The 15,012-nt window shown below is 73.4% G+C and carries 10 protein-coding genes and 1 pseudogene; 7 read left to right on the top strand and 4 right to left on the bottom strand.

Features of this window, described 5'->3' with window-relative positions:
* Positions 1 to 375 precede the first annotated feature (375 nt).
* On the top strand, positions 376 to 1,620 hold the full coding sequence (locus ACFC8N_RS11350) for an amidohydrolase (protein WP_376287960.1): 1,245 nt from the start codon (positions 376 to 378) through the stop codon (positions 1,618 to 1,620).
* Here ACFC8N_RS11350 and ACFC8N_RS11345 read toward each other — a convergent pair whose 3' ends face one another.
* Positions 1,621 to 2,844: a hypothetical protein gene (locus ACFC8N_RS11345; protein ID WP_376287959.1), complete on the bottom strand. Its 1,224-nt coding sequence runs from the start codon at positions 2,842 to 2,844 to the stop codon at positions 1,621 to 1,623. It abuts the gene before it with no gap.
* Positions 2,845 to 2,939: 95 nt separating this feature from the next.
* The gene (locus tag ACFC8N_RS11340; RefSeq protein WP_376287958.1) at positions 2,940 to 4,157 is read right to left on the bottom strand and encodes a PP2C family protein-serine/threonine phosphatase; all 1,218 of its coding nucleotides are present in this window, start codon (positions 4,155 to 4,157) and stop codon (positions 2,940 to 2,942) included.
* 154 nt (positions 4,158 to 4,311) lie between these two features.
* On the opposite strand from ACFC8N_RS11340, the gene ACFC8N_RS11335 reads away from it, so the two are divergent.
* The 5 genes from ACFC8N_RS11335 (at position 4,312) to metG (ending at position 12,078) form a co-directional block, all read left to right on the top strand.
* Positions 4,312 to 4,785, top strand: a complete 474-nt coding sequence (locus tag ACFC8N_RS11335; protein WP_356026064.1) for a hypothetical protein — start codon at positions 4,312 to 4,314, stop codon at positions 4,783 to 4,785.
* A gap of 303 nt (positions 4,786 to 5,088) precedes the next feature.
* Positions 5,089 to 6,045 (top strand): hypothetical protein, encoded by a 957-nt coding sequence (locus ACFC8N_RS11330; protein WP_356026062.1) that lies wholly within the window; start codon positions 5,089 to 5,091, stop codon positions 6,043 to 6,045.
* Positions 6,046 to 6,103: 58 nt separating this feature from the next.
* On the top strand, positions 6,104 to 8,053 hold the full coding sequence (locus ACFC8N_RS11325; protein ID WP_376287957.1) for an FUSC family protein: 1,950 nt from the start codon (positions 6,104 to 6,106) through the stop codon (positions 8,051 to 8,053).
* A gap of 73 nt (positions 8,054 to 8,126) precedes the next feature.
* Positions 8,127 to 10,220 carry a VWA domain-containing protein gene (locus ACFC8N_RS11320; protein WP_376287956.1) on the top strand — a complete coding sequence of 698 codons (2,094 nt, stop codon included), beginning with the start codon at positions 8,127 to 8,129 and terminating at the stop codon, positions 10,218 to 10,220.
* A 145-nt stretch (positions 10,221 to 10,365) separates the two neighbouring features.
* Positions 10,366 to 12,078 carry a methionine--tRNA ligase gene (gene metG / locus ACFC8N_RS11315; RefSeq protein ID WP_376287955.1) on the top strand — a complete coding sequence of 571 codons (1,713 nt, stop codon included), beginning with the start codon at positions 10,366 to 10,368 and terminating at the stop codon, positions 12,076 to 12,078.
* An 89-nt stretch (positions 12,079 to 12,167) separates the two neighbouring features.
* On the opposite strand, the pseudogene ACFC8N_RS11310 reads toward metG, so the two are convergent.
* Positions 12,168 to 12,362 (bottom strand): annotated as a pseudogene (locus ACFC8N_RS11310) (hypothetical protein); the annotation flags it as partial.
* 69 nt (positions 12,363 to 12,431) lie between these two features.
* Here ACFC8N_RS11310 and ACFC8N_RS11305 point away from each other — a divergent pair.
* Positions 12,432 to 13,163, top strand: coding sequence for a hypothetical protein (locus ACFC8N_RS11305; RefSeq protein ID WP_376287954.1), 732 nt, complete (start codon positions 12,432 to 12,434; stop codon positions 13,161 to 13,163).
* 47 nt (positions 13,164 to 13,210) lie between these two features.
* On the opposite strand, the gene aspS is transcribed toward ACFC8N_RS11305, so the two are convergent.
* Positions 13,211 to 14,974 carry an aspartate--tRNA ligase gene (gene aspS / locus ACFC8N_RS11300; protein WP_356026052.1) on the bottom strand — a complete coding sequence of 588 codons (1,764 nt, stop codon included), beginning with the start codon at positions 14,972 to 14,974 and terminating at the stop codon, positions 13,211 to 13,213.
* Positions 14,975 to 15,012: the final 38 nt, after the last annotated feature.

Raw genomic sequence — 15,012 nt, 5'->3', positions numbered from 1 at the left:
TAGGTTAAACGGCGGATTAAGCGTGCTTAATACGTCGCTGTTGTGTTCGTCGTTGTGTTCGTCGTTGTTGTGTTGCGAGGTCGCCGTGCAAGGACGTACGCCCGCCCCCTACGGACCCCCCACCCCCGCACCCCTGATCCCTGCCCGGATTCGCCTGAGCGCAGCCACCCCGACCGTGCGGGGTGTGGCGGCGGCCGTGATCGCCGCGGCGGCCCTCATCCTCGCGGCCAACGCGGGCCCGGCCCACGCGGCGGACGGCACCCGGGCCCCCACGGCCGTCCAGCAGCACGTCCACCACCACTGAGGACGCGCCGCCCGACCGGCCTCCGGCGGCCCTCTCCCCCCTGCCCCCGCCGGAGGCCTAGTCTTGCGCCCGTGACCTCCGCCGCCGCGCGTACCGCCCTGGACCTGACCGCCGACCTCCCGGTCCCGGACCTGGAGGATCTGTACCGGGACCTGCACCGCCACCCCGAGCTGTCCCTGCGCGAGCACCGCACCGCCGGGCTGCTCGCCGGGCGGCTGGCGGACGCCGGGTTCGAGACGGCCGAGGGGATCGGCGGCACCGGCGTCGCGGCCCGGCTGCGCAACGGCGACGGGCCCACCGTCCTGCTGCGCGCCGACATGGACGCGCTGCCGGTGCACGAGGAGACCGGGCTGCCGTACGCCTCCCGGACGGACGGCGTGATGCACGCCTGCGGACACGATCTGCACGTCACCTGGCTGGCCGGGGCCGGCGCGGCACTCGCCGCCGGCCGGGACGCCTGGCGCGGCACCCTGCTGCTCGTGGGCCAGCCCGCCGAGGAGACCGGCCAGGGCGCGGCCCGCATGGTCGCCGACGGCCTGTACGAACGCTTCGGCCGCCCCGACGTGCTGCTCGGCCAGCACGCGGCCCCCGGCCCGGCGGGCCTGTACCCGCACTCACCCGGCCTGATCATGTCGGCGGCGACGGACGTGGACATCGTCGTGCACGGCCGGGGCGGACACGGCTCACGCCCGGAGGCCACCGTGGACCCCGTGGTGACGGCCGCCTACCTGGTCACCCGCCTCCAGACGGTCGTCTCGCGGGAGCTGGCGGCCGGTGAGTCGGCCGTGCTGACCGTGGGCCGGATCGAGGCGGGCACCCGGCACAACATCATCCCCTCCGAGGCGCGCATCTCCCTCAACCTCCGCAGCCAGTCCGAGGAGGTCCGCCGGCGGATGCTCGCCGCGATCGAGCGCATCGCGCGCGGCGAGTGCCTGGCCGCCGGCTGCCCGCGCGAGCCGGAGGTCGTCGTCGGCAACACGTTCCCGGTGACCGTGAACGACGCGGCCACCGACACCGCCGTCGCCGCCGTGCACGGCGAGGTCTTCGGCCCCGGCACGGTCTTCGACCCGGGCCCGGCGATGGGCAGCGAGGACTTCCCCCAGCTGGCCCTCGACGGCACCCTCCCGTACGCGTACTGGTTCGTGACGACCACCCCCGCCGAGGTGTGGGAGAAGGCCCCCGGCGACACCCTCCCGGAGAAGTTCGCGGCCGTCCCGAGCAACCACAGCCCGCACTTCGCGCCCGACCTGTCGGTGATCGCCCCGGGCGTCCGCACCCTCGTCTCCGGGGCCCTGGCGTTCCTGCCGACCGCGTGACTACCGGGCTGCCGCCTGGAGTTGGCTCAACTGCCGCTGGACGTTCTCCAGCGCACCCTGCCTGCGGCCCGGTACCCGCAGCCGCAACTCCGCGAGCGCGGGGCCGAGTTCACGGGCCCGCGCCGAGTCCCTGATCCGGCCCCACTGGTGGTGCGCCCGGTCCGCGGCCGCCTCCACGGCAGGCGCGTCCACGGCCTGCCCGGCGGCCAGCCGCACCCCGGCCACCGCGAGCCACGCCCGGCAGCTGCCCACCGCGTCCCCCGCGAACATCGCGAGATCGGCCCGCACTTCGGCCCAGTGCAGGGCCGTGTCGGAAGCCGGCCCGTGCGCCCGCACGGCCGCCGCCTCGTACCGGGCCGCCAGATCGGCGGCCTCGGCGTGCCGGCCGCTGCGCACGGCGGTGCTGATGACCGTGTGCGGGTCCTGAGGGGCGGGGTGCGCGGGGCGCGCGGGGTGAGTGGTGGTGAGGTGGGCGGCGGGGGCGGCCGGTGGGGCGGCCGGGGTGCCGGGGCGGGGGTTCTGGGGGTGGGGGTAGGGGTGCGGGGAGGCGCCCGGTGGGGGTGGGGTCGGGGTCTGCGGGCGGGGCAGGCCGGTGGGCGGGTGCGCGAAGACCAGGTCCCGGCCGGCGCCGGACTCGGCGATCCGGGCCAGCGCCTGCTCGTGCAACCGGAGAAGCGGCGGCCGATGCCCGCTGCGCAGCAGTGTCGCCACCGCCTTCATGTACGCCGGCTCCGCCGGGCCCCGCCGCCCGGACGCCGGAGCCACCCGGCCGTACACCGCCGCGTTGGGCCCGCAGTCCAGCCCCCGCTCGGCGACGTACCGCCACGCCTCCGCGTCCGCGTGCAGATCCACGACCAGCGCCGCGTCCGCCGCGGAGCGCAGCCGCAGCTCGTCCCGGATCCAGTGCCACGGCAACGCGGTGTAGCGCACGGTCGCCGCGGTGGTGCGGGCCAGCGCCACGTGCGGCAGATGCTGCTTGCGGTCCAGCTGGAGCTGCCCGGCGAGGTACACGGTCAGCGGCCCGGGCGCGGCCGCCGCGGCCCGCAGCCGGGTCAGCACGGCCTGCGGGTCCAGCGGATCGGCGAGTTCGACCACGTTGGCCGTCTCGGTGCTGGACAGCACGGCCGGGGCGACCGCGGCCAGCACCGGCAGCACGGCGGCCGCGTCCACCAGGCGCCCCTTGCCCAGCGGCGAGGCCGCGAGCAGCAGTACGGTTCCGGGCATCGTCCCTCCCCCTGTCGACCGTCGACCCCGCGCAACCCGTGGTCACGGCTTGCTTCCAGCCAGCACCGTAACCGCTGCGGCTGCACACGCGCGCCTCAGGACCGCGGACAACCCCGTTCGGTCGCTTCGTCCCCGCCCGCACCGGCCGGCTCCTCCGCCCCCGGCTCCGCCCGCGCCTCCGCCTCCGCCTCCGCCAGGCGTCGTACGGCGAACACGGTGGTGTCGTCGCCCAGCCGCCCTCCGCTGTGCCGCAGCACCCCGTCCCGGACCCGGCGGACCAGGCTCAGGGGCTCGGCGCGCAGGTCCGGTTCGGCGGCGACGGCGCGGGCGACGTCCGGGGCCAGTGCGTAGAAGACGCCGCCGCGGTCACGGGCCTCGGTCACCCCGTCGGTGACCAGCAGCAGCGTCTCGTCGGCGGCCAGCGGCACCCGGTGCACGGGCGGCGGTCCCGCCGCCAACTCCCCTAGTCCGAGCGGCAGCCCGTCCCCGCTCGGCAGCTCACGCACCCCGTGCGGGCCGACGGCGAGCGGCGCCTCGTGCCCGAAGTTCACGGTCTCGACGACGTCCGGGCAGTCGTCGCAGAAGCCGATCAGCACGGCGGTCGCGAACCGGTCCCCGTCGTCCCGGCCGAGCGCCGTGGAGAGCGTGCGGTGCCGCAGCATCCGGATCTCCAGGCGTTCGGCGACGGTCGCGAGATCCTTCTCGTGGTAGCCGGCCTCGCGGAAGGTGCCGAGCAGCGCGGCGGCGGCCTCCACCGCGCCGAGCCCCTTGCCCTGCACGTCACCGACGAGGACCCGGGTGCCGTGCGGTCCGGGCTGGATGTCGTAGAAGTCGCCGCCGACCCGGGCCTCGACGTCGGCGGCCAGGTACACGCCCGCGTGCTCAAGCCCGGCCCAGCGCGCCGGCAGCGGGCGCAGCACCGTGCGCCGGGTGGTCTCGGCGATGTCCAGGATGTGCAGGGTCTGCCGCTCCTTGCGCTCGCGCACGGCCGCGGCCAGCGTGGCGAGGATGCCGCCGAGGCCGACCAGGACGAAGTCGCCGAGCCCGGCCCGGTACTCGCCGGGCCAGGCGCTGTCGACGGCGAAGTACGTCACCACCGCGAGCACGGCGAAGGCGCCCGTCGTCCACACCCCGCAGATCGCCGCGGCCGTGCCGGGGACCAGCACGATCCAGGAGATGATCCGGAACCGCTCGGTGGTGTTGAGGTCCACCAGCACGATGCCGACGAGCAGCAGCAGCGACGGCACCCAGGCGACGCTCCGGCCGCGGACCCGCAGCAGCTGACGCCCCCGCCCGTACTCCGTCTCCGTCACGGTGGGCAGCCCTCCATGCACCCAGCGAAACACGCCGGGTATCCGCCCGCATCCGGGCACCGCCCGGGCGACTTCACCCGTCCGGCCGACTTGCCGGGCCACGGTCCCAGGTGTGCTCTGGAAGGCGGGGGCGAGGAGAGAGAGGAGCGCTCTCATGGCTCAAGCGGCACCCGCGCCCGGCGGCATGTCCCGCCCCGGGCGGACACCGGAGGTGGAAGCTGCCCGGCACGCCCGCCCGCCCGACGTCTTCGACGCGCGCACCCACCGCGTCGCCCACATCGCCGGCCCGGTCGTGCTCGGCCTGGTGTACGGCTACTGGGTCGCGGCCGACAACCGCGCCGGCGGCGCCATCACGGGCTGGAACCTGCTGCTCGGGTTCGTCAGCGCGCTGGTGTTCGCGGTCGTGTCCATGGCGCTGCTGACGCTGGCCCCGCGGATGCCGCGGGAGGTGCACGCGCTGCTGTGGACGGTGTTCGCCGGCTGTGCGTTCGGCTTCCTCTACAGCCAGACCGGGCACTCGATCTGGCGGTCGACGGTGATGTCGCTGGTGGTGTCGGGGGCGACGTTCGCCACGTTCTTCTACCGCTACTACACGCGCGAGGACGCCTTCGGGCACCGCATCCGCTGAGCGGGCCACCGCGTGGCGCGTGTGTGCGTGGGCCCCGTCCGGCGGGCCGTCGGACCGGGGCCCACGCACTCCCCTGTTTCCCTCTACCCACACCGGCCCCATGAGCCGGTTTCCGTCTCCCCAGCACCAGGAAACACCCGTTCGGCCGAACCCTCCACCGGAGGAGCCGAAGCCCCAGGTGCGCGCGGTGCGGCCCACGGCGGGGCGCACGGTGGCCGCACGGCGGGGCGCACGACGGGGCGAAGACCACCCGAACGCCGCGCCCGGGTCGCGCGCCCCGTCCGAAGGCCGTTGCCTGGAAACGTGCCCCCACGTCTCAGGAGCGCCCTGTCGGCCGCACTGATCACCCTGTCCTGCCTCCTCGTACCGTTCGGCACGCTGGCGGCCTGGGCGGCGTACGGGCTGGTGGACACGGGCCGCTACGTCACCACGATGGCGCCGCTCGCCGCCGACCCGGCGGTGCGGGAAGCCGTCGCGAACACGGTCGGCGACGGCCTCTGGCGCGTGGTGGACGAGCACATGACCGTCCGCCCGGCCGGGGGTACCCCCTCCGGGGGAGGCTCCCTGCGTCCCTTCGTGCACGACGCGGTGCGCTCCTTCACCCAGACCGAGGCGTTCCGGCTGGCCTGGGACACCGGCAACCAGGTCACCCACGACGCGGTGCTGCGCGCCCTGCGCGACGAGCAGGACATGACGGCCGGGCAGCCGGTCACCGTCGACCTCGCCTCCGTCACCGACCCGGTCAAGCGCCGGCTCACCGAGGACCACGTGCCGCTGGCCGCGCGCATCCCGGTGCAGCACACCCCGGTCGCCGTGCTCCCCGGGGACGAACTGGCCGCGTACCGGAAGGGGTTCCACGTGCTGGAGGTAGCCGGCTTCTGGCTGCCGGTCGCGGCGGTCGCCTTCGCCGCGACCGGCATCGGCCTGGCCGTCCACCGCCGCCGGGCCATCACGGCGACCGCCCTCGGCACGGCTCTGGGCGGCGGCCTCCTGGCCCTGGCCCTGTCCATCGGCCGCGCCCTGACCCTCGCCGACCTGCCCGCCGACGTCCCCCACCCCGCCGCGGCCGCGGTCTACGACGCCCTCACCGCCACCCTCCGCACCACGGCCTGGCTCCTGCTGGCCCTCGGCCTGACCGCGGCCGCGGTCACCTGGCTGACCCGCAACGTCCGCCTGAACCGCCCGGGCCGCCCCTCCCGCCGCCGGCCGCCGGCCCCGGCGCCGACACCGGAGACACCCCGGTCCCGGGCACAGGCCTGACCCGACCTGACCCGACCTGACCTGAGAGGAAGCCGGAGCGGAACCGGATAATGGGCCCATGTCCCGAGAGTTCCCCATCGGCCTCACCCCTCCCGACTGGCTGGTCCGGAACCTCCAACCCCAGCAGTCCCCCGTCAACCGTCCCGCCGTGGCCCGCGCCGCCATCGCCCTGGCCCTCCCCCTCGCGATCGGCCTCGCCACCGGCCACCCGGCCTACGGCGCCCTCGCCTCCATGGGCGCCCTCTCCGGCGTCATCGGCGACACCGCCGACGCCTACCGCATGCGCATCCTCAACATCGCCGTCCCCCAGCTCCTCGGCGCAGTCGGCGTCACGCTGGGCACGCTGGTGTACGGCCATGGCTGGTACGCGGTGGCGGCGGTCACCGGCGTGGCCCTGCTCTCCGGCATGATCTCGACGATCGGCGCGGTCGCCTCGGTCTCCGGCCTGCTCCTGCTCCTGAACTGCGTGGTGGGCGCGGGCCTGCCCCTGCCCCACCCCTGGTGGCTCGCCCCGGCCCTGATGAGCGGCGGCGGCCTCCTGGTCCTCCTCCTCGCCCTGCTCGCCTGGCCGTTGCGCTCGGGCGTACCGGAACGCGCGGCGGTGGCCGCCACGTACCGCGCGGTCGCCGCGCTCCTCACCGTCTCCGGCACCGACCGCATCGAGGAGTACGACCAGGCCCGCCAGGCGGTCACCCAGTCCCTGAACCAGTCGTACGACCTGGTGCTGGCCCGCCGCGCCCGCCAGCACGGCCGCAGCCCCGAACTCACGCGTCTGCTGGCCCAGTTGAACGCCGTCACCCCGATACTGGAGGCGGCCCCCGCGGCCCACTGGGCGGCCCGCCCGCTGTCCCCGCAGATCCCGGAGGCCGTCCACCGCCTGGCCCACGCCGTCGAAACGGGCGCCACGGGTCCGACGGCGCTCGACCTCCCGGTCCCGCTGACCGAGACGGCCCGCGCGGTGGACCACGCCCTGCGCCACACGGCCGAGGTGGTCGCCTGCCCCGACGTGGACCCGCGCGGCATCGACGACCGCCTCGGCCGCCCCGCCGCCCTGGGCATCCGCACGGCACGGGCGACCCGCAACGTGATCCTCTCCGCCAACTCCTGGCGCTACGGCCTGCGCCTCGCCGTCTGCATCGGCATCGCCCAGGCCCTCGTCTCCCTGATCCCGGTCCCGCGCTCGTACTGGGTGGCCCTGACGATCACCTTCGTCCTCAAGCCCGACTTCGGCTCGGTCTTCTCCCGCGCCCTGCTGCGCGCGCTCGGCACGGTGGCGGGCCTGGTGATCGCGGCGGTGGTCCTGGCCGAGGTCCCCCTGGGCTGGTGGGACGTCCCGGCGATGCTGTTCCTGGCCCCTTTGATCCCGGCCCTGACCCCACGGGGCTACGGCTACCAGACCGCCGCCATCACCCCGGTGATCCTCCTCCTCTCGGACATCCTGAACCACCAGGGCACGGCCCTCCTCCTGCCCCGCCTGACGGACTCCCTCCTGGGCTGCGCGATCGCCCTGACCGCCGGGTACCTCCTGTGGCCGGAGAGCTGGCGCACCCGCGTCGGCGACCGTCTGGCGGACGCGGTGGCGGACACGGCGGCCTACGTGGAGAAGGCGTTCGCCCCGGGCACGGCCCCGGACCCCGCCGCCCGCGCCCGCATGCGCCGCCGCCTCTACCGCGATCTGTCGGTCATCCGTACGGAGTTCCAGCGGGCCCTGACCGAACCGCCGCCGACCGGCCGCCGCGCGGCGGCCTGGTGGCCGCTGGTCGTCGCCGTCGAGCGCATCGTGGACGCCACGACGGCGGCCCGCGTCCGCGTGAAGCACGGGGCACAGCCGCCGTCGCCGGCCGAGGTCGCGCAGATCGCGCTGCAACTGCGGGAGCTGTCGGAGGGCGTGCGCAACGCCGAAACGTTGACCCCGGTTCGCACGGATCTCACCGGCCCGGCGGGCAGCGTTCTGGAACCCCTGCGCCAGGAGGTCGCCGCGGCCCGGTCGATCGCATCTCCCCACTGAGCGCTTCGCTAACCTTACGTGTCCGTCCTGGCCAGGGATCTACGGGCATCAACTCACGCGAAGGGTTGCGCACATGGGCATTCTCACTCTCCTGCGGAACGCATTCGGCCGCTCACGCAAGGGACGAGCCGCCGAGGCGGAGGGTGCGAGCCGTCTCGCGACCCGACCGACCGAGCCCCCCACAACGGCCTCCGGCCCGACCGCCACGGTCCCCGAACCCCGCCAGGAAAACCCCGGCACCCACGACCTGGTGGCAGCCGCCTTCGACAACGTCAAGGTCCCCCACCCGACCGAGCCGGAGGCCCTGACCGAATCCAGCACCGGCCCGGAGACGAAGGCTGAGGCCGAGACGAAGGCCGGGGGCGAGGCGACGGCTGAGGCGACGGCCGAGGCTGAAGCCGGGGGCGAGGCGACCGTCGAGAGCGAGGTCGAGGCGACGGCTGAGGCTGAGGCGACGGCTGAGGCCGAGGACAAGGCGACCGTCGAGGACGAGGCGGCGGCCGAGGCTGAGGCCGAGGGCGAGGCGACCGTCGAGGGCGAGGTCGAGGCCACGGCTGAGGCTGAGGCGACGGCTGACGGCGAGGTCAAGGCAACGGTCGAGGTCGACACCGAGCCCAAGGCGACGGTCGAGGGCGAGGCAACCGTCGACACCGACGCCGAGCCCGAGACGACGGCCGAGGTCGGGGGCGACGCCGAAGCCAACTCGCTGGTCGAGGCTGGCTTCGAGTCCGACGCCGACATCGAGCCCAAGACGACGGCAGAGGCCGAGGCTGGCACCGAGCCCGAGACGACGGCCGGGGTCGAGGCTGGCGCCGAAGCCGAAGCCGAGGCTGACACCGAGCCGGAGGCGGAGCCCCGGAACGCGGAGCCGCAGGCGGCGGACGGCGCCGAGCCGGGCCCGCAGGAGACGGCCGAGGCCACGCCCACCACCGACGTGGACCCGACGCCGGAACCGGAAGCGGCACGGACCGAGCCGGAGGCCGCACCGGAACCCACCACCGCGGAAGCGGCCGAGCCTCAGACGGCCACGGAGCCGACGGCCGAACCGGAGACCGAACCCCAGCCGACCGTCGAGCAGGTCGCGCAAGAGCCCACCGAACCGGAGACGGAGGCGGAGCCGGAAGCCACTGCCCCCGCCCCGGAGGCGACCGCCCCCACGCCCGAAGCCGAGCCCGAGGCCGAGCCGGCGCCCGTCCCCGCCGCGCCGGAGGCGAACACCGCCACCCCGGAAGCCGAGCCCGAACCGGAGGCAGCGCCCGCCCTTGTCGCGCCGGAGGCCCCGGCACCGGCCCCCGAGGCCGACAAGACGGCCGCCCCCGCGGACAACGCCGCCGCGGCGGCCGGGGAGCCGGCCACCGTGCCGCAAGCCGCCGACGGCGAGGACGTCCCGCAGGGGCCACCCGCGGTCGACGACGAGAGTGGTACGGGTGGTGCGGGTGGGGGCACCGGTGCCGAAGGCGAAGCCGAGGCGCCGACTCCCGTCGCGCCGGAGGCAACCGCCACCGCCCCCCTGCCCCACTCCCTCGCCACCGCCCACAAGGCCGCCGCGGACGCCCTCGCCACCGCCGGCCTCACCGGCACCCGAGCCAAGCTCTACCTCGTGCTCGACCGCTCCGCGAGCATGCGCCCGTACTACAAGGACGGCTCCGCCCAGGCCCTCGCCGACCAGACCCTCGCCCTCGCCGCCCACCTGGAGCCCGAGGAGACCTCGGTCCACGTCGTCTTCTTCTCCACGGAGATCGACGGCACCACCGACCTCACCCTCACCCCGGACCACGAGACGAAGATCGACGACGTCCACGCCGGCCTCGGCCGCATGGGCCGTACCAGCTACCACGCCGCCGTGGAAGCCGTACTCGCCCACTACGACCGGCACAACGACGCCAACGACAACGACGGCCCCGGCACGCCCGCCCTCGTCGTCTTCCAGACCGACGGCGCCCCCGACGCCAAGACCCCCGCCACCCAGGCCCTCACCGCGGCCGCCGGCTCCCACCCCGCCGTCTTCTTCTCCTTCGTCGCCTTCGGAGACAACGACAACAAGGCCTTCGACTACCTCCGCAAGCTGAAGACCCCCAACACGTCCTTCTTCCACGCGGGCCCGGCCCCCCGCGAGCTGACGGACACCGAGCTGTACGACGGCGTACTGATCGACTGGAAGCCGTAACCGACAGTAGTCACCCCGTCCCCACCGGGCCGCCCCTTCCCTCCGGGTCCCACCCTGCAAAACGGGAAGCGGGCGGCCCACCCCTGTCGGCTACGATTTCAAGGTTCGAAACCGCAGAAAAAGCAGCGACCTGGGAGCAGCCACGATGGCTCGACACCTCATCACCAGCGCCCTTCCGTACATCAACGGGATCAAGCACCTGGGCAACATGGTGGGGTCCATGCTCCCGGCGGACGTGTACTCCCGGTACCTGCGCCAGCGCGGCCACGACGTCCTCTACATCTGCGCGACGGACGAGCACGGCACCCCCGCCGAGCTGGCCGCCAAGGAGCAGGGTCTGCCGGTCGCCGAGTTCTGCGCGCAGGCGCACGACGCCCAGAAGGCGGTCTACGACGGCTTCGCGCTCGCGTTCGACTACTTCGGCCGCAGCTCGTCCGCGGAGAACCGCGAGATCACCCAGCACTTCGCCCGCCGGCTGAACGAGAACGGCTTCATCGAGGAACGCGCGATCCGGCAGGTGTACAGCCCCGCCGACGGCCGCTTCCTGCCCGACCGCTACGTCGAGGGCACCTGCCCCCACTGCGGTTACGACAAGGCCCGCGGCGACCAGTGCGAGAACTGCACCCGCGTGCTGGACCCGACCGACCTGATCAACCCGCGCTCGGCGATCTCCGGCAGCACGGACCTCGAAGTGCGCGAGACCAAGCACCTCTTCCTCCTCCAGTCCAAGCTGGAGAACGAGGTCCGCGAGTGGGTCGCCAAGCACGACAAGGACTGGCCGCAGCTGGCCTCCTCGATCGCCCACAAGTGGCTGACCGAGGGTCTGCACGACCGCGCGATCACCCGTGACCTGGACTGGGGCGTCCCGGTCCCGGCCGACACCTGGCCGGAGCTGGCCGCCGAGGGCAAGGTCTTCTACGTCTGGTTCGACGCGCCGATCGAGTACATCGGCGCCACCAAGGAGTGGGCGGACCGGGACCCGGAGAACCGCGACTGGAAGTCGTGGTGGTACGAGGCCGAGGACGTCCGGTACACCGAGTTCATGGCCAAGGACAACGTCCCCTTCCACACGGTGATGTTCCCGGCCACGGAGCTCGGCATCCGCGAGCCCTGGAAGATGGTCGACTACGTCAAGGCCTTCAACTGGCTGACGTACTACGGCGGCAAGTTCTCCACCTCGCAGAAGCGCGGCGTCTTCACCGACCAGGCCCTGGAGATCCTGCCCGCCGACTACTGGCGCTACTTCCTGATCGCCAACGCGCCCGAGTCGGACGACTCGTCCTTCACCTGGGAGCACTTCACCGCCACGGTCAACAAGGACCTCGCCGACACCCTCGGCAACTTCGTCAACCGCGTCCTGTCCTTCTCCAGGAAGCGCTTCGGCGACGCGGTCCCGGAGGGCGGCACGCCCGGCGAGGCCGAGACGAAGCTCGGCGAGCAGATCGCCGAGCTCCTCGCCGAGTACGAGGGCCACATGGAGACCCTCCAGTTCCGCAAGGCGGCCGCCGCCCTGCGCGCCCTGTGGTCGGCCGGCAACTCCTACCTGGAGGAGAAGGCCCCCTGGCTGGAGATCAAGACCGACAAGGACGCGGCCGCCCTGACGCTGCGTACGGCGATGAACCTGATCCACCTGTACGCGGTGGTCTCCGAGCCGCTGATCCCGGCCACGGCCAAGGCGATGCGCGAGGCCTTCGCCCTGACCGAGGACACCGCGACCTGGGTCACCCCGGACGAGGCCAGGTCCCTCGCCTCCGTCCCGCCGGGCACCGCCTTCACCGTCCCGCCGGTCCTGTTCGCCAAGCTGACCGACGAGGACCTGGCGGCGTACAAGGAGCGCTTCGGCGGCGACGCGGGCTGACCGGGTCGTACTCCGTAGCGCAGAGGGCGCCGAGTTTCAGCACTCGGCGCCCTCGCGCATGCCCGGGTCCGGGCGGCCTCCTTCAGGACGCCGGTGCCGTCGCCGCTGAGCAGCGCCGCGACCTTGCCGCCGCTCGGCACCTTCCAGAAGTTGTTCTGCGCCACGACCTGCGCCTTGGCGCGGGAGTCGATGCTGTACAGGGGCGCATAGCCGTCGTCGACGGTGACCAGGTCCGAGCCGTTGGTGATGTCGAGGTCGCCGTCGTGGATCTGGTACTGGCGCCCCCTCAGTGGCCGCCGCGCCGCGAGGAGTTGCCGACCTTCCCGGAATTCTCTCTGGCAGAGTCCGATGTCGTGAACCACCACGTCCACCTCCCCGAATCCCACCGCCGGCTGCTCGCCGACGTCGTCACCGCGGGCGGCCCCCACGGGCTGGTGCTCGCCGGCGGCTACGCCCTCCAGGCGCACGGTCTGCTGCACCGGCCGCACGCGAACCTCGACTTCGCCACGGAGAGCCCCGAGGACCTGCCGATGATCGCCGGTGCCGTGGCCGCCGCGCTGGAGGCACGGGGCCGCCGGGTGCGGACGGGGACCGTCGGCGTGCTCACCGCTCAGCTGACGGTCACCGACCCCGAGAGCGGCGAGCAGTGCGCGCTCGCGCTGCACAAGGAGGCGCTCTGGCGGCCGCCGTGCCTCACCGAGTACGGCCCCACGCTGTCCCTGGCGGACGCGGTCGGTACGAAGATCCGCGCGCTGTACGACCGGGGCGCCGCCGTCGACCTGGTCGACGCGCGGGCCGCGGCCGCCCGGTTCCCGCTGCCCGGCCTGGAGGAGCTGGGCCGCCGGCACGCCCATGACCCCTTCGACCTGCCCACCCTCCAGTCCCGGCTGACCGGCACGGACTTCTACGCCGACCGGGACTTCCTGCGCCACGGGCTGGACGAGAACGAGGTCGTCGCCCTGCGCGCCTGGGCCCAGCACTGGTCCGACGACATCGCCGAACGGCTGCTGGAGGACGGCGCGTCTCCCGACGAGGAGTTCCCCGACACCGACGACGAGGACAACGACGACACCGACAACGGCTGAGGCCCGGAACCCACCTCGGGGTTCCGGGCCTCAGCCGCACGCACTGTCTACTTCGGCTGCGGCTTCCTGATGTTCAGGTGCAGCTCGCGCAGCCGGGCCTCCTCCAGCTCGGTCGGCGCGCCCATCATCAGGTCCTGGGCGTTGCCGTTGAGCGGGAAGGAGATCGTCTCGCGGATGTTGGGCTCGTCCGCGAGGAGCATGACGATGCGGTCCACGCCGGGGGCGATGCCGCCGTGCGGCGGGGCGCCGAAGCGGAACGCGCGGAGCATGCCCGCGAACTTCTCCTCGACGGTCTCGCGGTCGTAGCCCGCGATCTCGAAGGCCTTCAGCATGATCTCCGGCTCGTGGTTCCGGATCGCGCCGGAGGACAGCTCGACGCCGTTGCAGACGATGTCGTACTGCCAGCCCAGGATGTCCAGCGGGTCCTGGGTCTCCAGGGCCTCCAGGCCGCCCTGCGGCATCGAGAAGGGGTTGTGCGAGAAGTCGATCGCGCCGGTGTCCTCGTCCTTCTCGTACATCGGGAAGTCGACGATCCAGCAGAACCGGAAGACGTTCTCCTCGAAGTGGCCGGCGCGCTTGGCGGCCTCGACACGGACGGCGCCCATGATCTTGGAGACCTCGTCGAACTCGCCCGCGCCGAAGAAGATCGCGTGGCCGGGGGCGAGCGAGAGGCGCTTGGTCAGCTCGGCGACGTTCTCCTCGGTGAGGAACTTCGCGATCGGGCCGGACAGCGCGCCGTCCTCGCCGACGCGGACCCAGGCCAGGCCCTTGGCGCCGAGGGAGACGGCGAAGTCGCCGAGCTGGTCGAAGAACTTGCGCGGCTGGGCGGAGACGTCCGGCACCGGCAGGGCGCGCACGTGCTTGCCGGCGAAGGCCTTGAACTCCGAGCCCTCGAAGACGTCGGTGATGTCCACCAGCTCCAGCTGGGCGCGCAGGTCCGGCTTGTCGGAGCCGTACTTCAGCATCGCCTCGCGGAACGGGATCCGCGGGAAGGGGGAGGTGACGTGGCGGCCGCCGCCGAACTCCTCGAACAGCTCGGTCATCAGCCGCTCGATCGGCTGGAAGACGTCCTCCTGCTCGACGAAGCTCATCTCGACGTCGAGCTGGTAGAACTCGCCCGGCGAGCGGTCGGCGCGGGCGTCCTCGTCGCGGAAGCAGGGCGCGATCTGGAAGTAGCGGTCGAAGCCGGAGATCATCAGCAGCTGCTTGAACTGCTGCGGGGCCTGCGGCAGGGCATAGAACTTGCCGGGGTTGAGCCGGGAGGGGACGACGAAGTCGCGGGCGCCCTCGGGGGAGGTCGCGGACAGGATCGGCGTCGCCATCTCGTTGAAGCCGAGCGCGGTCATCTTGTGGCGGATCGCGGAGATGACCGCCGTACGCAGCATGATGTTGCGGTGCATGCGCTCGCGGCGCAGGTCCAGGAAGCGGTACTCCAGGCGCCGCTCCTCGTTGACCCCGTCCTCGGCGTTGATCGTGAAGGGCAGCGGGGCTGCCGCGCCGAGCAGCTCGACCTCGGAGACCTCGACCTCGATCTCGCCGGTGGGCAGCTCGGGGTTGATGTTCTCGGTTCCACGTGAAACAACGCGGCCGTCGACGCGGACCGTGGACTCCTTGGAGATCGTGTCCAGGGCCTCGTACGCGGGCGTGCCGGGGCGGGCGACCAGCTGCGTGATGCCGTAGTGGTCGCGCAGATCGATGAAGAGGATGCCGCCCAGGTCGCGCCGATTGTGCAGCCAGCCACTCAGCCGGACGTCGGTGTCGACGTCAGAGGCGCGGAGCTGGCCGCAGGTGTGGGACCTGTACCGATGCATCGTCGTTCATCGTCCTTCGTTCGTGGTCCGCCAGGGTG

The sequence above is a fragment of the Streptomyces sp. NPDC055966 genome (genome assembly GCF_042269865.1).
Taxonomy (GTDB): Bacteria; Actinomycetota; Actinomycetes; order Streptomycetales; family Streptomycetaceae; genus Streptomyces.
This window is presented reverse-complemented; position numbering and strand designations above follow the sequence as displayed.